At 69.6% G+C, this 16,172-nt stretch carries 13 protein-coding genes; 5 read left to right on the top strand and 8 right to left on the bottom strand.

What is annotated here, in order from left to right; all coding sequences use genetic code 11:
- The first annotated feature begins 30 nt into the window (after positions 1–30).
- From disA to ACQHIV_RS34170, 3 genes are all read left to right on the top strand, one after another.
- Entirely contained in the window at positions 31–1,125 is a 1,095-nt protein-coding gene (gene disA / locus ACQHIV_RS34180; RefSeq protein ID WP_427888304.1) for a DNA integrity scanning diadenylate cyclase DisA, read from the top strand.
- 107 nt (positions 1,126–1,232) lie between these two features.
- Positions 1,233–1,805: a PadR family transcriptional regulator gene (locus tag ACQHIV_RS34175; protein ID WP_427888302.1), complete on the top strand. Its 573-nt coding sequence runs from the start codon at positions 1,233–1,235 to the stop codon at positions 1,803–1,805.
- A complete protein-coding gene (locus ACQHIV_RS34170; RefSeq protein WP_427888300.1) occupies positions 1,781–3,286 on the top strand; it encodes a DHA2 family efflux MFS transporter permease subunit in 1,506 nt (501 codons plus the stop codon). Before ACQHIV_RS34175 ends, ACQHIV_RS34170 begins: the two co-directional genes overlap by 25 nt.
- Here the strand turns inward: ACQHIV_RS34170 and ACQHIV_RS34165 are convergent, their stop codons facing one another.
- A complete protein-coding gene (locus ACQHIV_RS34165) occupies positions 3,287–3,955 on the bottom strand; it encodes a hypothetical protein (RefSeq protein WP_427888298.1) in 669 nt (222 codons plus the stop codon).
- Positions 3,956–3,979: 24 nt separating this feature from the next.
- Here ACQHIV_RS34165 and ACQHIV_RS34160 point away from each other — a divergent pair, with 24 nt between their 5' ends.
- Positions 3,980–4,870 carry an A/G-specific adenine glycosylase gene (locus ACQHIV_RS34160; RefSeq protein ID WP_427888296.1) on the top strand — a complete coding sequence of 297 codons (891 nt, stop codon included), beginning with the start codon at positions 3,980–3,982 and terminating at the stop codon, positions 4,868–4,870.
- Here ACQHIV_RS34160 and ACQHIV_RS34155 read toward each other — a convergent pair.
- The 7 genes from ACQHIV_RS34155 to ACQHIV_RS34125 form a co-directional block, all read right to left on the bottom strand.
- Entirely contained in the window at positions 4,852–5,601 is a 750-nt protein-coding gene (locus tag ACQHIV_RS34155) for a GNAT family N-acetyltransferase (RefSeq protein WP_427888294.1), read from the bottom strand. The two genes, ACQHIV_RS34160 and ACQHIV_RS34155, sit on opposite strands and share 19 nt — an antisense overlap.
- Positions 5,602–5,654: 53 nt before the next feature.
- On the bottom strand, positions 5,655–6,605 hold the full coding sequence (locus tag ACQHIV_RS34150; RefSeq protein ID WP_427888292.1) for a DivIVA domain-containing protein: 951 nt from the start codon (positions 6,603–6,605) through the stop codon (positions 5,655–5,657).
- A 72-nt stretch (positions 6,606–6,677) separates the two neighbouring features.
- Positions 6,678–8,957, bottom strand: a complete 2,280-nt coding sequence (locus tag ACQHIV_RS34145; protein ID WP_427888290.1) for a kinetoplast-associated-like protein — start codon at positions 8,955–8,957, stop codon at positions 6,678–6,680.
- Between the two features lie 350 nt (positions 8,958–9,307).
- Complete coding sequence (locus ACQHIV_RS34140; RefSeq protein ID WP_427888288.1) at positions 9,308–11,851, bottom strand: ATP-dependent Clp protease ATP-binding subunit; 2,544 nt, start codon at positions 11,849–11,851, stop codon at positions 9,308–9,310.
- Positions 11,852–12,267: 416 nt separating this feature from the next.
- Complete coding sequence (locus ACQHIV_RS34135; protein WP_427888285.1) at positions 12,268–12,600, bottom strand: histone-like nucleoid-structuring protein Lsr2; 333 nt, start codon at positions 12,598–12,600, stop codon at positions 12,268–12,270.
- A 189-nt stretch (positions 12,601–12,789) separates the two neighbouring features.
- Positions 12,790–14,310: a lysine--tRNA ligase gene (gene lysS, locus ACQHIV_RS34130; RefSeq protein WP_427888283.1), complete on the bottom strand. Its 1,521-nt coding sequence runs from the start codon at positions 14,308–14,310 to the stop codon at positions 12,790–12,792.
- 9 nt (positions 14,311–14,319) lie between these two features.
- Complete coding sequence (locus tag ACQHIV_RS34125; protein WP_427888281.1) at positions 14,320–15,531, bottom strand: MFS transporter; 1,212 nt, start codon at positions 15,529–15,531, stop codon at positions 14,320–14,322.
- 58 nt (positions 15,532–15,589) lie between these two features.
- On the opposite strand from ACQHIV_RS34125, the gene ACQHIV_RS34120 reads away from it, so the two are divergent.
- The gene (locus ACQHIV_RS34120) at positions 15,590–16,147 is read left to right on the top strand and encodes an ArsR/SmtB family transcription factor (RefSeq protein ID WP_427888279.1); all 558 of its coding nucleotides are present in this window, start codon (positions 15,590–15,592) and stop codon (positions 16,145–16,147) included.
- Positions 16,148–16,172: the final 25 nt, after the last annotated feature.

Here is a 16,172-nt window from a genome sequence, read left to right as displayed (position 1 = left end):
CGTGCGCCGAACCGCATAGACTCAGGTTCCGTGGCGGCGAACACGGACAAGAACAGCACCGGCGCCCGGCTGCGCGCGACGCTCGCGGCAGTGGCTCCCGGTACCGAACTGCGCGAAGGCCTGGAACGAATTCTGCGGGGCCGGACCGGCGCCCTGATCGTGCTCGGTCACGACAAGGCCGTGGACGCGATCTCCACCGGCGGCTTCGAGATCGACGTCGAGTTCACCGCGACCGGACTGCGGGAGCTCAGCAAGATGGACGGCGCGATCGTCCTCGACCGGGATGCCACCCGGCTGATCCGGGCGGCCGTGCACCTGATGCCGGACCCGGCGATCGCGACCCAGGAGACCGGCACCCGGCACCGCACCGCCGACCGCGTGCACCGGCAGACCGGCTTCCCGGTGATCTCGGTGTCGCAGTCGATGCACATCATCGCGCTGTACGTCGACGACCAGCGTTACGTGCTCGAGGACTCCGGCGCGATCCTGTCCCGGGCGAACCAGGCGCTCGCCACGCTGGAGCGCTACAAGCTCCGGCTGGACGAGGTGTCCGGCACGCTGTCCGCGCTGGAGATCGAGGACCTGGTCACGGTCCGCGACGTCGCGGCGGTCGCGCAGCGGCTGGAGATGGTCCGCCGGATCGCCACCGAGATCGACGGGTACGTCGTCGAGCTCGGCACCGACGGCCGGCTCCTCACCCTGCAGCTGAACGAGCTCGTCGCGGGTGTCGCCGGCGAACGCGAACTGGTCGTCCGCGACTACCTCCCGCCGGCCACCGGGAAGCGCGCCAAGACCGCCGACGACGTACTGCTCGAGCTGGACGCGGTCAGCGCGACCGACCTGCTGGACATCGGCCAGGTCGCCCGCGCGCTGCAGATCGGCGGCGCCGAGCAGCTGGACGCGGCCGTCACCCCGCGCGGGTACCGGCTGCTGGCCAAGGTGCCGCGACTGCCGGGCGCCGTGATCGACCGGCTGATCGACCACTTCGGCCACCTGCAGAAGTTGCTCGCGGCAAGCATCGACGACCTGCAGACGGTCGAGGGCGTCGGCGAGAACCGGGCCCGCACGGTCCGCGAGGGCCTGTCCCGGCTGGCCGAGTCCAGCATCCTGGAACGCTACGTCTAAGCACTGAGAGTCACAGGGCGCCTCCGGTTCGTCAAAGAACCGGAGGCGTCTTGCATTTCCTCCTGAGCAGGCGAATACTCCACATGGAACATTCCGTCTGGAGGATCATGGCTGAGCTCACCCCGCTGGCGATCTCGGTGCTGGCGTTGCTGAACGAGCGGCCGATGCACGCGTACGAGATGTACCAACTGCTGCTCAGCCGCCACAACAACCGGATCGTGAAGACCCGGCCCGGCTCGCTCTACCACACGGTCGAGCGGCTGGCCGGCCAGCAGTACGTCCGCGCGATCGGCACCGACCGTGCCGGCAACCGCCCGGAGCGCACGACGTACGAGATCACCGCGGAAGGGAACGACGCGCTGACCCGCCGGGTGGAGAGCGGGCTGGAGAACTTCGTCTACGAGTACCCGCTGTTCCCCGTCGTCCTGAGCGAGGCACACAACCTCGAGGCCGACGACGCGGTACTGCGGCTCCGCCGCCGGGTCGACGACCTGGACAGCTGGCTGGCCGACGTCGACGAGGCCATCGGCCTCGCGCGGGCGTCCGGCGTACCCGAGCGGTACTGGATGGCCGCGGACTACGTCCGGGGCCAGATCGCGGCCGAGCGCGGGTGGCTCGCCGACACCATCGAACGTATCGAGAGCAAGGAACTGGAATGGCTGCCCCGCAAGACACAGTGAGGCCGGAGATCCGGCCGTGGCCGGCGTTGTGGGCGCTGGTGCTCGGCTTCTTCATGATCCTGGTCGACTCGACCATCGTCTCGGTCGCCACCCCGGCGATCCTCGAGGACCTCGGGTCGGACGTCGGCACGGTCGTCTGGGTGACCAGCGCGTACCTGCTCGCGTACGCCGTACCGCTGCTGATCACCGGGCGCCTCGGCGACCGGATCGGCCCGAAGAAGCTGTACCTGACCGGGCTCGCGCTGTTCACGCTCGCGTCGGTGTGGTGCGGCCTGACGAACACGATCGAGCTGCTGATCGTGGCCCGGGTGTTCCAGGGCCTCGGCGCCTCGATGATGACGCCGCAGACAATGGCCGTCATCACCCGGATCTTCCCGCCGAACCAGCGCGGCCGGGCGATGAGCCTGTGGGGCGCGACCGCCGGCGTGGCGACGCTGGTCGGCCCGATCCTCGGCGGCGTACTGGTCGACGGGCTCGGCTGGCAGTGGATCTTCTTCATCAACGCGCCGGTCGGCGTGGTCGGCTTCTTCCTCGCGCTGCGGCTGGTGCCGGACCTGCCGACCCACGAGCACAAGTTCGACCTGGTCGGCGTGGTGCTGAGCGCGGCCGGGCTGTTCCTGCTGGTGTTCGGGATCCAGGAGGGGCAGAAGTACAACTGGGGCACGATCACCGGCCCGATCTCGGTGTGGGGCCTGATCATCGCCGGTGTCGTCGTCCTCGCGGGCTTCGTGATCTGGCAGTCCCGGAACAAGGGCGAGCCGCTGCTGCCGCTCGGGTTGTTCAAGGACCGGAACTTCTCGCTCGCGAACGTCGCGATCACCACCGTCGGGTTCGCGATCACCGCGATGGCGTTCCCGCTGATGCTCTGGGCACAGGCCGTCCGTGGACTGTCGCCGACCCGGTCGGCGCTGCTGCTGGTCCCGATGGCGGTCATCTCGGGGGCGCTGGCGCCGTTCGTCGGCCGGCTGGTGGACCGGACGCCGCCGCGGTTCATCGCCGGGTTCGGGCTGGCGTGCTGCGCGGTGTCGATGTTCTGGATGAGCCAGGTGATCGAACCCGACGTACCGATCTGGCACCTGCTGCTGCCGATCGCGCTGCTCGGGGTCGCGAACGGCTTCATGTGGGCGCCACTCGGTACGACGGCCACCCGGAACCTCCCGATGCACCAGGCGGGTGCGGGCGCCGGCGTCTACAACACGACGCGGCAGGTCGGCGCGGTGCTGGGCAGCGCGAGCATCGCCGTACTGATGGAGTCGCGGCTGGCGCACAACCTGCCCGGGATGAGCGGTGGCGCGTCCGCGGAAGGCTTCTCCAGCGGGAAGCTGCCGGCGGTGGTGCGGCAGGGGTTCAGCGACTCGATGGCGCAGTCGCTCGTACTGCCCGCGCTGGTGCTGCTGATCGGGCTGGTCGCGGCGCTGCTGTTCACGGCGCCGAGCCACCTGCAGAAGAAGCCGGAGACCGCCGCCGCCGAAGCCGGCTGATCAGACGACCTGGAAGGCCTGGGCGCCCGACAGGCGGCCGTCGTACTCGGCCTTGACGACATAGGTGCCAGGCTTGGCCACCGGTTGACCCGGAAGACAGCCAGGCCTGGACCGGTGTCCGTCCCACGGCACGGTCACCGCGGACTGCTTGCCCTTGGCAACGACGAGGGTGGCGTTCTGGATCGCCTTCTCGCACTGCGAGGTGCTCCAGATCAGGTCGGTGCCGGACGTCACGGTGATCGTGAGGTTGTCGGTGGTCGCCTTGCAGCCGTCGCCGGCCGGGGTCAGCTGGACGACGAAGTTCAGCATCGAGCCGGAGACGATCTTCCGGTTCGCCGGGAGGGCGGCGACGTTCAGGTCCGTCCCCTTGCACGGGAGGTCCGTGGGCGGGGTCGTCCTGGTCGGCGTCGGCGTCGGCGTGTGCGTCTTGGTCGGAGTCGAGGTCGGCTTCTTGGTTGCCGTCGGCGTCGTGCTGGGGGCCGAGGCCGGCGGCGCGGTCGTCGGGTTCGGCTGCGGGTCCGACGCGGCCGCGTTCCGGGCGTCACCGCCGCCGCCGAACAGATTCGAGATCAAGATGATCAGCACCACAACGACCGCGAGCACGAGTCCCCGCCGGAACCAGTACACGCTCGCGGGCAGGTGCCCGACCGGACGGAGCAGACTGCTCATGAAGCGCACTCTAATATCGGCACTGTGCTGGACCACTCAGGCTCGCCGTTAGCCCTCCATGACCCGGTGTTGCGGTGGTACGACGCCAACAAGCGGGTGCTGCCGTGGCGGGAACCCGGGGCCGGGGCGTGGGCGGTGATGGTCAGCGAGTTCATGCTGCAGCAGACACCGGTCAACCGGGTGCTCCCGGCGTACCAACGCTGGCTGGAGCGGTGGCCTGCACCGGCAGACCTGGCCGCAGAGGCTCCTGGTGAGGCTGTGCGGGCCTGGGACCGGCTCGGGTACCCCAGGCGCGCCCTACGGCTGCACGCGGCGGCTCAGGCGATCGTGGAGCATCACGGTGGCGCCGTACCCGACGACCACGAGGCACTGCTCGCGCTTCCCGGGGTCGGGACGTACACGGCGGCCGCGATCGCGTCGTTCGCCTTCGGCCGGCGGCACGCGGTCGTCGACACGAACGTACGGCGCGTCCTCGCCCGCTCGCTGACGGGTGTCGCGCAACCGACCGTCTCCCCCACCGCCGCCGACCAGCGCCTCGCCGTCAGCGCCCTCCCCGCCGACGAACCGACCGCCGCCAAGTGGGCCGTCGCGTCGATGGAGCTCGGCGCCCTGATCTGCACCGCCCGTACGCCGAACTGCACGGACTGCCCGATCCGGTCGCAGTGCGCCTGGATCCTGGCCGGCAGCCCGCCGTACGACGGCCCGCCCCGCCGCGGCCAAACCTACGAAGGCACCGACCGCCAGGCGCGCGGCCGCCTCCTCGCCGTACTCCGCGCCGCGTCGACGCCCGTGCCCAAACCGACCCTCGACGCCGCCTGGCCGCACGCCCCCCAACGCGAACGCGCCCTCGACGGCCTGGTCGCCGACGGCCTCGTCGAGCCCCTCCCCAACGCCCACTACCGGCTCCCGGCCTGACCGAACCGCCGATACTCCGTGAACCTCTCGAACCCGAGCCGCTCGTAGACCGGCACCCCCATCGCCGTCGCCTGCAGCACGACGACCTCGGCCCCGTCCTCGAACCCGGCGCGCGCCACCGCAGCCGTCACCAGCCGCCCGTACCCCCGCCGCCGCAGCCCAGGACGAGTCGCAACCCAGTAGACCCCCGCCGTACGCCCACTGCGCGCACCCATCGCACACGCCACCGCCGTACCGTCCACATAAGCGACCACCGTCGACGTCGCACGCAACACGTCGGCACTCGCGAACTGCGGAACGGCACCAACCTCGGCAACAACCTCCCGATGCACCGCCGCAAACCCGGCGACATCACCGGCAACCAACTCAACCTCACCGGGCACCTCAAGCGCCGGCGCCGAACGCAGCGCCATCCCCACCGCGGTCGACCGAACCTGCAGCCCCCGCGCCTCAGCCGCGTCAGCGAGATCCCGGTCCCGATGGGTCGATGCCCACAGCACCATGTCCCGGCGCTGCGCCCGCCCGAAGGACAGCATGTCCTCGACAACCCGGTGGGGATCCGCTGCCGGGTCGGTTCTCAACGCCGCGTTGTGGAAGGCACCGGCGTACTCGGACGCCGCCGCGACCAGCAGCAGTCCTGGGCGTCCGTCGAGCGTCGCACCGGCGCCGTACCGGCCGAAAAGGCTGAAGGCCGCGGCGACGTTCGTGTCGGCGGCCTCGTAGACGTCCATCACCCAAGAAGCCGGCTCGAGGGGTCGAGCCGGCTTCTCACGGGGTTGGTGTTTCAGTTCTTCTTGCTGCCGGTGGTGGCGTCCGCCTCGTCGTCGGCCAGCAGGTCGAGCGGCATCGCGGGCTGGCCGGACAGCGTCGCCAGCATCTGGCGGACGTTGGTCAGCTGCGCGTTGATGCTGTCCCGGCGCTGCGTCGCGGCCGCGAGCTCGCGCTCGGACTCGGCACGGATCCGCTCGGACTTGTCCTTCGCGGCGGCGACGATCTCCTGGGCCTGCCGGTTCGCGTCGGCCAGCTGCTGCTGGGACAACCGCTCGGCCTCGGACCGGGACCGGTCGGCCTCACGCTGCACCTGAGCAGCGCGGTCGGTGACGGCGGCCAGCTGCTGCTCGGCCAGCGCGGTACGGGCAGCGAACTCCTGCTCGACCTTGCCCCGGCGCTCGGCCAGGGTGGTCTCGAAGGCGGCCGCGGCCTGCGCGGACTTGGCCCGCTCCTGCTCGTACAGCGCCTGCGCCTCGCTGCGCCGCGCGGTGGCGTCGCGCTCGGCCTCGTCACGCATGTCGTCGGCCTGGGTCCGGGCCTCCTCGAGGATCCGGGCGGCCTCGGCGTCGACCTCGCTCTTCCAGTCCAGCGAGTACTGCTCGGCTTCCTTGCGGACCTTCTTCGCGTGCGCCTCGCCGTCGGCGACGATCGCCTCCGCGTCGGTGCGGGCGCGGGTCACCAGGTCACGGGCCTCGTCGTCGGCCAGCGACAGGATCTTCGCCACCCGCTCACCGAACTCGGTGAACGTCGGCGCGCGGTCCTTCGAGTCCTCCTGGGCGGAGATAACAGCCGCCTCCGCAGCGTCCGTGCGGGACTGCAGCTCCTGAACGTGCCGCTGCAGCTGCTCGGACTGCTGCTGCAACGCGGTCAGGGAGGTGGTCAGCTCACGGATGTGCTGGTCCACCTGGGCAGGCTCGTAGCCACGCAGAACGGTACGGAACGGGGTTGGGCTTTCACTGCTCATGTTTTCCGATGCTCACTTCGATGGGTGGGTGGATCACACATTGTCACTGACAAGGATCTGACTGTCACGTCCTCATCCTGATTCCCCCGTGGAACCCTCACTGGAGGACATTCCACCACCTGGGCGGAACCCCGGTACAGCGAGTGCCTCGATCACACCCGAAAGCTGGGTGAGCTCCTTGGTGATCTCATCACGGCGCTGGTTCAGCGCCGCGACCCTCGCCTCGGCGTCGGCGAGAAGTTTGCGGGCCTGCGCACGCAGGTCGTCGGAGTGCTCGCGGGCCTGGGCCTCGAGCTGCTGGGCCTCGGCGCGGGACCTCCGGATCAGCTCGTGCGACTGGCGCTGCGCCTCGGACAGGTCGTTCGCGGCGCGTTCCCGCAGTACCTGCGTACTCGCCTCGGCCTCGGCCTCGCGGCGGTTCGCGCGCTCGATGATCTCCCGGGCGTCGTCGGCGGCGGTCGTCTTCAGCCGGTCCGCGCGGGCCTGTGCCTGGGCGGTCACCTTCGCGGCCTGCTTCTCGGCGTCGGCCAGCTTCGCCTCCGCCTGCTCGCCGGCCGAGTACAGCGTGGTCTCGGCGAGCTGGGTCAGCTCGGCGTTCTCCTTGGCGATCGACTCCTGGGTCTGCTTCAGCCGGCTGGTCGAACGGCCGACCACGCGGCGCAGGTGCGCGCGCTTCTGCTTCAGCAGCTGGGCCGCGTCGGCGGCGGCCTGGTCGCGGATCGACTGCGCCTCGGCCTCCGCGGCGGCGATCAGGCCGTCGACGGTCTGCTTGCTCCACGCGGTCTGCTGCTCTGCCTCGGCGAGTGCGGCCTCGGCGGTCTGGTTCGCCTCGTCGACGATCCGCTGTGCCTCGCCGGTCGCCGCGCGCCGGTCCGCCTCGATCGAGTCGACGACCAGCTTCGCCTGGGCGCGGGCGTCGGCCATCAGCCGCTCGTTGCCGGCCTCGGTCTCGGCCTTGCGTTCGGCGATCTCCGCGACCGCCTCGGCCCGGAGCTTGTCGATCTCCAGCTTGATCGCGGCCAGCTTGGCGCGTTCGGTCTCCTCGAGTTCCGCCGTACGGCGCTCCAGCTCGGTCCGGTTCTCGCCGCGCAGCCGCTCGATCTCGGCGTGCGCCTCGGCGATCTCGACGCGGGACTTCTCCCGGGCGGCCTCGGTCTCGCGTTCGGCCGCGGCGCGGAGCTCGCTCGCCTCGGACTCGGCGCGCGCGATCAGCTCGGCCTCGTTGCGTACGGCGGCCTGCGACACCAGCGCGGCCTGCTCGCCCGCGTCCGCGACCAGTTGCTGTGCTTGTTTGCCGGCCCGGTCGACGGCGGTCTGCGCGGACTCGCGCGCCATCCGCGCATCCTCGAGCAGCTCGTCGGCCTCGTCCTTGATCCGCTCGGCCGCGAGCTCGGCCTCCTTGATCCGGCGGTCGGCTGCTGCCTGCGACTCGGCCCGCAGCTTCTCGGCAGCGGCTTCGCTCGCGGCGGTCAGCGCGGCCGCCTCCGCCTCGCTCTTCTCCTTCAATGCCGTCGCCGCGGTCTGTGCCTCGGCGGTCACCGCGGCTGCCGCGGCTTCACTTTCCGCCTTGAGCGCTGCCGCGGCGGCTTCGCTCTCGGACCGCAGCCGCTCGGCGAGCGCCTCGGCGTCGGCGGTCATCCGTTCCGCGACGACAGCGGCCTCGGAGCGAACACGCTCGGCCTCGGCGGTGGATTCGGAGGTCAGTTGCTCGGCGGCGGCGGCAGCGTCCCGGCGTACCCGCTCGGCCTCGGTGGTGGACTCGTAGGTGAGCTGCTCGGCAGCGACGGCAGCGTCCTGGCGTACGCGCTCGGCCCCGGCGGTGGACTCGGAGGTCAGTTGCTCCGCGGCAGCGGCAGCATCTCGGCGTACCCGCTCGGCCTCGGCGGTGGACTCGGAGATGAGTTGGTCGGCGGCGGCGGTGGACTCGGACCGGAGTTGGGCGGCGGCCGCGGCGGCTTCGGACCGGAGACGGTCGGCTTCGGCCGTCGACTCGGCGCGGAGGCGGGCGGCGGCTTCGGTGGCCTCGGAGCGGACCCGGGCGGCGTCGGTCTCGGACTCGGTACGGAGTTGCTCGGCGGCCCGCTCGGCGTCGTTCAGGACCCGCTGGGCGGCGGTCATGGCGTCGGCGCGGAGCTTCTTCGCGGCGGCGTCGGCGTCGGCCTTCAGGCGCTCGTTCGCGGCCCGGATCCGGCTCGCCTCGTCGCGGGCGAGGTCGTTCTCCCGCTCGGCCTGCTCGCGGAGCGTGTCGGCGATCCGCTGGGCCCGTTCGAGCACCCCGCCCGCCTGCCGCACGCCAAAGGAACCGGTGTCGGCGACCGGTTCCTGGGTCAGCGGCAGACGCGGAGCGTCCATGCGACGAGATGATTCCATCACCGGCCCCCTTTCCGACAGTCCGGGTCCGAACAGCGTGGTCACAGGGTTACAACGCGGTAGACAGGCGGTAGGTAACTGCTTCGGCAGCAGTCGCGCGATCTTCCCATCGAAACCTCGGTCAGCGCGAGTCGTTGTGCCATCGGAATGATCACGCTCCGCAGGACGATACGACCAATCAGTAGCCTCCGCGCAAATCCCGCGTGTCTTCCCGGTACGCCGAACCACCCCGCAGTACTGGCCACTCGTCAAGAGCCCGATCCGGCCTGTACCACTCCAAACACCAGCAGGGCCCCACGCCGAAGCGTGGGGCCCTGGTGTGGGTCAGCCGGTCAGGAGTCCTGAACGCCGGTGCTGCCGCCGCCGGTGGTCAGGTCGGTGAGCTCCAGGTCGGAGGTCGACGACTTCTGGTTCCCGGTGAAGGTGAAGTACTGGGTCAGGCCGTCGGCGTCGACCGTGCCTTCCGGTGCCGCGTCGACCAGGACGATCTGGCCGGGGCGGAGTTCCCCGAACAGGATCTTCTCGGCCAGCACGTCCTCCACGTCGCGCTGCAGTGCGCGGCGCAGTGGCCGGGCCCCCAGGACGGGGTCGAAACCACGCTTCGCGGCCAGTTCCTTCGCCGCCGGCGTGAGCTCGATGCCCATGTCCTTGTCCTTCAGCCGCAGCTCGATCTGAGCCACCATCAGGTCGACGATCTTGACGATGTCTTCCATCGTGTGCTGGTGGAAGACCACGATCTCGTCGACGCGGTTCAGGAACTCGGGACGGAAGTGCTGCTTCAGCTCCTCGGTCACCTTCGACTTCATCTTCTCGTACGACGACGTGGTGTCGCTCGCCTGCGAGAAGCCCAGGGAGACCGCCTTCGCGATGTCCTTGGTACCGAGGTTCGTGGTCATGATGATCACGGTGTTCTTGAAGTCGACCACGCGGCCCTGGGCGTCGGTCAGGCGACCTTCGTCCAGGATCTGCAGCAGCGAGTTGAAGATGTCCGGGTGGGCCTTCTCCACCTCGTCGAACAGCACCACGCTGAACGGCTTGCGGCGGACCTTCTCGGTCAGCTGGCCACCCTCTTCGTAGCCGACGTACCCGGGAGGCGAGCCGAACAGCCGGGAGGCCGTGTGCTTCTCCGAGTACTCCGACATGTCGAGGCTGATCAGCGCGTTCTCGTCGCCGAACAGGAACTCGGTGAGCGCCTTGGACAGCTCGGTCTTACCGACACCGGACGGGCCGGCGAAGATGAACGAGCCGCTCGGGCGCCGCGGGTCCTTCAGGCCGGCGCGAGTACGCCGGATCGAACGGGACAGTGCCTTGACCGCGTCGACCTGGCCGATGTACCGCTTGGCCAGCTCCTTCTCCATGTCCAGCAGCCGCGAGGACTCCTCCTCCGTCAGCTTGAAGACGGGGATGCCGGTCGCGGTGCTGAGCACCTCGGCGATCAGCTCCTCGTCGACCTCGGCGACGACGTCCATGTCGCCGGCCTTCCACTGCTTCTCACGCTCGGACTTGGCGTTGATCAGCTTCTTCTCGTCGTCCCGCAGCCGGGCGGCGCGCTCGAAGTCCTGCGCGTCGATCGCCGACTCCTTCTCCCGGCGGACCGTCGCGATCTTCTCGTCGAACTCGCGCAGGTCCGGCGGAGCGGTCATCCGGCGGATCCGGAGCCGGGCACCGGCCTCGTCGATCAGGTCGATCGCCTTGTCCGGCAGGAACCGGTCCGAGATGTACCGGTCGGCCATCTGGGCGGCGTTCACCAGCGCGGCGTCGGTGATCGTCACCCGGTGGTGCGCCTCGTACCGGTCGCGGAGGCCCTTGAGGATCTCGATCGTGTGCGCGATCGAGGGCTCGGCCACCTGGATCGGCTGGAACCGGCGCTCCAGCGCGGCGTCCTTCTCGACGTACTTACGGTACTCGTCGAGGGTGGTGGCGCCGATCGTCTGCAGCTCGCCGCGGGCCAGCATCGGCTTCAGGATGCTCGCCGCGTCGATCGCGCCCTCGGCCGCGCCGGCCCCGACGAGGGTGTGGATCTCGTCGATGAACAGCACGATGTCGCCGCGGGTGCGGATCTCCTTCAGCACCTTCTTGAGGCGCTCCTCGAAGTCACCGCGGTAGCGCGAACCGGCCACCAGGGCGCCCAGGTCGAGGGAGTAGATCTGCTTGTCCTTCAGCGTCTCCGGGACGTCACCACGGACGATCTGCTGGGCCAGACCTTCCACGATGGCGGTCTTGCCGACACCCGGCTCACCGATCAGGACAGGGTTGTTCTTGGTACGCCGGGACAGCACCTGCATGACCCGCTCGATCTCGGTCTCCCGGCCGATCACCGGGTCGAGCTTCGCCTCGCGGGCCGACTGGGTGTAGTTCCGGCCGAACTGGTCGAGCACCAGGGAACTGCTCGGGGCGTCGCCCTGGTTCCCGGTGCCGGGCGCGGTGGTCTCCTTGCCCTGGTACCCGCTGAGCAGCTGGATGACCTGCTGCCGGACCTTGTTCAGGTCCGCTCCCAGCTTGACCAGGACCTGCGCGGCGACACCCTCACCCTCACGGATGAGGCCGAGCAGGATGTGCTCGGTGCCGATGTAGTTGTGGCCCAACTGCAGGGCCTCACGCAGGGAGAGCTCCAGCACCTTCTTGGCGCGGGGGGTGAACGGGATGTGCCCGCTCGGTGCCTGCTGCCCCTGGCCGATGATCTCCTCGACCTGGGAGCGAACGGCCTCGAGCGAGATACCCAGGCTCTCGAGAGCCTTGGCGGCGACCCCTTCACCCTCGTGGATCAGGCCGAGCAGGATGTGCTCGGTCCCGATGTAGTTGTGGCTGAGCATCCTGGCCTCTTCCTGAGCCAGGACGACTACCCGACGGGCGCGGTCCGTAAATCGTTCAAACATCGCCAAAGCGCTCCTTGCCTCAGAGGAGTCGGACGTGCCGTGGTGGCCGACCCCCGTACATGCATGCTAGTCCCCGGCACCGACAGGCTCGCTCTGGGCGAACACCCGATCACGCTTCCGGCGGCTGCCCGGTAGGCATCACAAGGGGACAACCGACCGGATGACCAGCGTGTTCCCGTGTGACCGCGCCAGGACAGCTTGTTCGCCACCAGCGAATTCCCCGAACTACCTGTCCGGTCAGCCACCGGATGCGACACGCCCGCGTCCCACTCTGTGAAACAACCGGAATGCGGACGGTCCCGGCACCCTTTGGGCGCCAGGACCGCGACAACTGAAAACCCACACCACCCCGCCGAGCGGAGAGAGGCGGGGAGTGTGAAACCCACCCACCCCGCCGAGCGGAGCGAGGCGGGACGTTATTTCGCGTCGTTGTACGCCGCGCGCACCTCGGCCGAGATCCGGCCGCGCTCGCTGACGTCGTACCCGTTCTCCTTGGCCCAGGCCCGGATGTCCGCGGAGTCCGAGGCCGAACGGCCGCCGCGCCCGCGGGCCCGGCCCGTCGCGCCCCGGCGGCCGGCCACCCGGCGGCCGTTGCCGACGTACGCGGCCAGCGCGTCGCGCAGTTTTGCGGCGTTCTTCTTGGACAGGTCGATCTCGTAAGTCGTTCCGTCCAGCCCGAAAGTGACGGTCTCGTCGGCCTTACCGCCGTCGAGATCGTCCTCGAGAACCACCTGCACCCTTTGCGCCATCGATGACAACCTTTCCGCGCCGAATTGTTAGCACCTGATTTGTACCGCACAAACCGGGCCCGTGTCATTCATCAACACTGCGCAAGCGTCGTGACCAAGAGTATTCATGGGTTCTGAAACCGGCTGGACCGGAATCAATTCGACCCGGAATTTGCCGATCCGGTCCGTTGTGCTATGCAACTACCGGAATCACTCCGGCCGGAGCAACGGGAACAGAATCGTCTCCCGGATACCGGTCCCGGTGAGCAGCATCACCAACCGGTCGAGACCCATCCCCATACCACCGGCCGGCGGCATGCCGAATTCCATTGCGCGGAGGAAGTCCTCGTCGAGTTCCATCGCCTCCGGGTCGCCGGCCGCGGCCTGGATCGACTGCGCCTCCAGGCGATCGCGCTGGATCACCGGGTCGTTCAGCTCCGAGTACGCGACCCCGAGCTCGACGCCGTTGAAGAACAGGTCCCAGGCCTCGACCAGGCCCGGAATTTCCCGGTGCGGCTTCGCCAGCGGCCGCGCCGACTCCGGATAGTCGCGGACAAACGTGGGCTGGATCAGCGTGTGCTCGCAGAGCTTCTCGAACAAGTCGACGGCGATCTCACCGGCATTCCGGCCGGGCTGGAGCTCGACGTCGTGCTGCTCGGCCAACTTCAGCAGCGTGGCCAGGTCGGTGGTCACGTCGACACTCTCGCCGACCGCTTCGGACAGCAGCCCGAAAAGCGTCGCGTGCCGGAACGGCTGCTCGACGTCGATGGTCTGCCCGTCGCGCCCGGTGACCGTCGTCCGGCCGATCGCGCGGCCGGAGTTCCGGATCAGCTCCTGGATCAGCTCGGCCATCGTGTCGTAATCGCCGTACGCCTGATACGCCTCGATCATCGAGAATTCCGCCGAGTGGGTGGAGTCCAGGCCCTCGTTGCGGAACGTGCGGCCGATCTCGTAGACCCGGTCGACGCCGCCGATCATCGCCCGCTTCAGGTCCAGCTCGAGCGCGATCCGGAGCTTCATCTCCTGGTCGAACGCGTTCAGGTGGGTCGAGAACGGGCGCGCCGCGGCACCGCCGTTGGTCAGCTGCAGCACCGGCGTCTCGACCTCGACGAAGCCGTGGTCGTCGTACGTCTGCCGCAGCGCCTTCAGTACGGCGGCCTTCGCGCGGACCATCTCCCGGGCCTCCGGGCGCACGATCAGGTCGACGTACCGCATCCGGACCCGGGCTTCCTCGCTGAGCGGCTTGTGCTCGTTCGGCAGCGGGCGGAGGGTCTTCGCGGCCATCTGCCAGGCGGTGGCCTGCACGGACAGCTCGCCGCGCCGGCTGGTGATCACCTCGCCCTGGACCGCCAGCAGGTCGCCGATGTCGACGAGCTGCTTGAACCGGGCCAGCTCCTCCTCGCCGAGGTCGGCCAGCGACAGCATCACCTGGAGCTCGGTCCCGTCGCCCTCGCGGAGCCGGACGAAGCACAGCTTGCCGGTGTTGCGCAGGAAGATCACCCGGCCGCTCACCGAGACCTGTTCGCCGGTCCTGGTGTCGGCCGCCAGCTCCTGCGCGTCGTACTTCGCCCGCAGGTCCTTCAGCAGGTGCGTCCGCCGCACCGAGATCGGGTACGGCGGCACTCCTTCCGCCAGCAGGCGGTCACGCTTCTCCCGGCGGACCCGCATCTGCTCGGGCAGGTCGTCCTGCCCGCTGTCGGGGTTCACCGGGTCCACGTGTGTATCAGTCATGCCTTAAGGCTAGTGACTGACCGCCTCCAGCTCCGAATCCTTTGTTCGTACGACGAGTACGCCGGCGACCGCCGCCGCGAGCGCGCAGGCCAGGCCGCAGGTCACGAACGTCCAGCGCGGGCCGAGCAGCAGGCCCGCCGTACCGCCGAGCAGCAGGGCCAGGATGCTGAACGTGCGGACCGTCCCGTTCAGGGCGGCGATCACGCGGCCGCGGACCGCTTCGGCCACCCGGGTCACGACGAGCGAGCTGGTTGCGGCGTTCAGCATTCCGCTGCCGACACCGATCGTGGTGGCGCCGATCATCAGCGTGACGATGTTGCCGGCCACGCCCATCAGGACGCACGAACCGCCGATGGCAGCCATACCTGCGATGACGGCCCGGGACCGTGTTCGGTCGGTACGCAGACGGCCGGTGTAGGCGGAGCCGGCGATGGCGCCGAGGCCGGTTGCCGCGCCCGCGGCGCCGTACAGGGCGGGGCCGAGGCCCAGTTCGCCGGTGATCAGGAAGACCTCGACCACGTTGACCGCCTCGCCGACCACCACGAACAGCCAGAGCGCCGGGACCAGGATCCGCAGGATGGTGTCGCCGAAGATCGCCCGCAGGCCGGCCGTCACGCCACCCTTCTCGACGTCGCTCCCGGGCTCGGGGCGGCGGCGCGTGCGGACGAGCTGCGCGACGAAAACAAGGACCAGGAAGGTGGAGGCGTCGACCAGCAGCGCGCCGCGGCTGCCGGTCCAGCCGACCAGGAGGCCACCCGCGGCCGAGCCGGCCAGGGTCGCGACGCCGATCAGCGCCTGGCTGGCCCCGGTGGTACGGCCGACCAGCTCCTCGCCGACGATCCGCGGGATCAACGCACCCCAGGCGGGACCGGCGACGGCCTGGCCGATCTGCAGTACGCAGACCAGCGCGAGCGTGTGCACCAGGTCGTGGACGAACGCCAGCCCGACGCCCGCGGCGACCTGCAGCAACCCGGACCAGACCAGGACGGTCCGCGAGTCGTACCCGTCCACGATCCGCCCCGCGAACGGGATCATCGCGACCGTCGGTACGGCGAACGCGAGCAGCAGCGCGGTCACCCCGGCCGGACCGTGACTGTCGGAGACCCGCAGCATCAGCGCGATCATCGCGATCGAGTCGCCGGCGTAGGACAGCGCGCGGGCCGGCAGCACGAGCCGGATGTCGCGGTACGACCAGATCGAGGTCTGAAGTGATTGCTTCATAGTTGTGAAGTAAACACTTCAGACTTGACGTCGTCAAGCGGTTCGCTACGCTGACCTCGTGGGTACCAAGAAGCGGCTGGTGATCACCGATCCGCGGGCGATCCGCGCACTCGCGCATCCGGCCCGGCAACGGGTCATCGACGAGCTGTTCAACGGCAAGGTGCTGACCGCGACCGAATGCGCGGAGCTGGCCGGGCTGACCCCGTCCGCGATGAGCTACCACCTCCGGGCGCTGGAGAAGTGGGGCATCATCCAGCGCGCCGACGAGTCGACCGACGGCCGCGAACGCCCCTGGAAAGCCCCGGCCCGGAGCTTGGTCATCTCGTCACAGTCGACCGGCGCCGGCCGGGCCGCCGGTCAGGCGATGGTCCGCAGTACGGCGGACGCCGTCATCAACATGTTCGCGGAGATCGACGCGGACGACCCGTGGGACGACGTCAGCTCGCTGAGCCGCTCCCGGCTGTGGCTGAACCACGACGAGGCGAGGGAACTCGGCAAGGAACTGGCCGAGGTGATCAGCCGGTTCGAGAAGAAGCGGTCGTCGCGGGGGCCGGTGCCGGGGTCGCGGCAGGTCAGCACTCTGATCGCCGTGGTGCCCGGCCCGGAGCAGAGCTGAACCGTTAGCTGCTTGGTTGCGTATC

It is taken from the genome of Kribbella polygonati, from assembly GCF_050320105.1.
Lineage (GTDB): Bacteria > Actinomycetota > Actinomycetes > Propionibacteriales > Kribbellaceae > Kribbella.
The sequence above is the reverse complement of the archived record's forward strand: the minus strand, read 5'-3'. Positions and strand labels throughout refer to the sequence as shown.

Excerpts from the sequence above, each read along its gene's own strand:
- ACQHIV_RS34175 (WP_427888302.1), top strand. The coding sequence starts at position 1,233 with ATGGCTGAGCTCACCCCGCTGGCGATCTCGGTGCTGGCGTTGCTGAAC.
- ACQHIV_RS34170 (WP_427888300.1), top strand. The coding sequence starts at position 1,781 with ATGGCTGCCCCGCAAGACACAGTGAGGCCGGAGATCCGGCCGTGGCCG.
- ACQHIV_RS34165 (WP_427888298.1), bottom strand. The coding sequence starts at position 3,955 with ATGAGCAGTCTGCTCCGTCCGGTCGGGCACCTGCCCGCGAGCGTGTAC.
- ACQHIV_RS34155 (WP_427888294.1), bottom strand. The coding sequence starts at position 5,601 with ATGGACGTCTACGAGGCCGCCGACACGAACGTCGCCGCGGCCTTCAGC.
- ACQHIV_RS34150 (WP_427888292.1), bottom strand. The coding sequence starts at position 6,605 with ATGAGCAGTGAAAGCCCAACCCCGTTCCGTACCGTTCTGCGTGGCTAC.
- ACQHIV_RS34145 (WP_427888290.1), bottom strand. The coding sequence starts at position 8,957 with ATGGACGCTCCGCGTCTGCCGCTGACCCAGGAACCGGTCGCCGACACC.
- ACQHIV_RS34140 (WP_427888288.1), bottom strand. The coding sequence starts at position 11,851 with ATGTTTGAACGATTTACGGACCGCGCCCGTCGGGTAGTCGTCCTGGCT.
- ACQHIV_RS34135 (WP_427888285.1), bottom strand. The coding sequence starts at position 12,600 with ATGGCGCAAAGGGTGCAGGTGGTTCTCGAGGACGATCTCGACGGCGGT.
- lysS (WP_427888283.1), bottom strand. The coding sequence starts at position 14,310 with ATGACTGATACACACGTGGACCCGGTGAACCCCGACAGCGGGCAGGAC.
- ACQHIV_RS34125 (WP_427888281.1), bottom strand. The coding sequence starts at position 15,531 with ATGAAGCAATCACTTCAGACCTCGATCTGGTCGTACCGCGACATCCGG.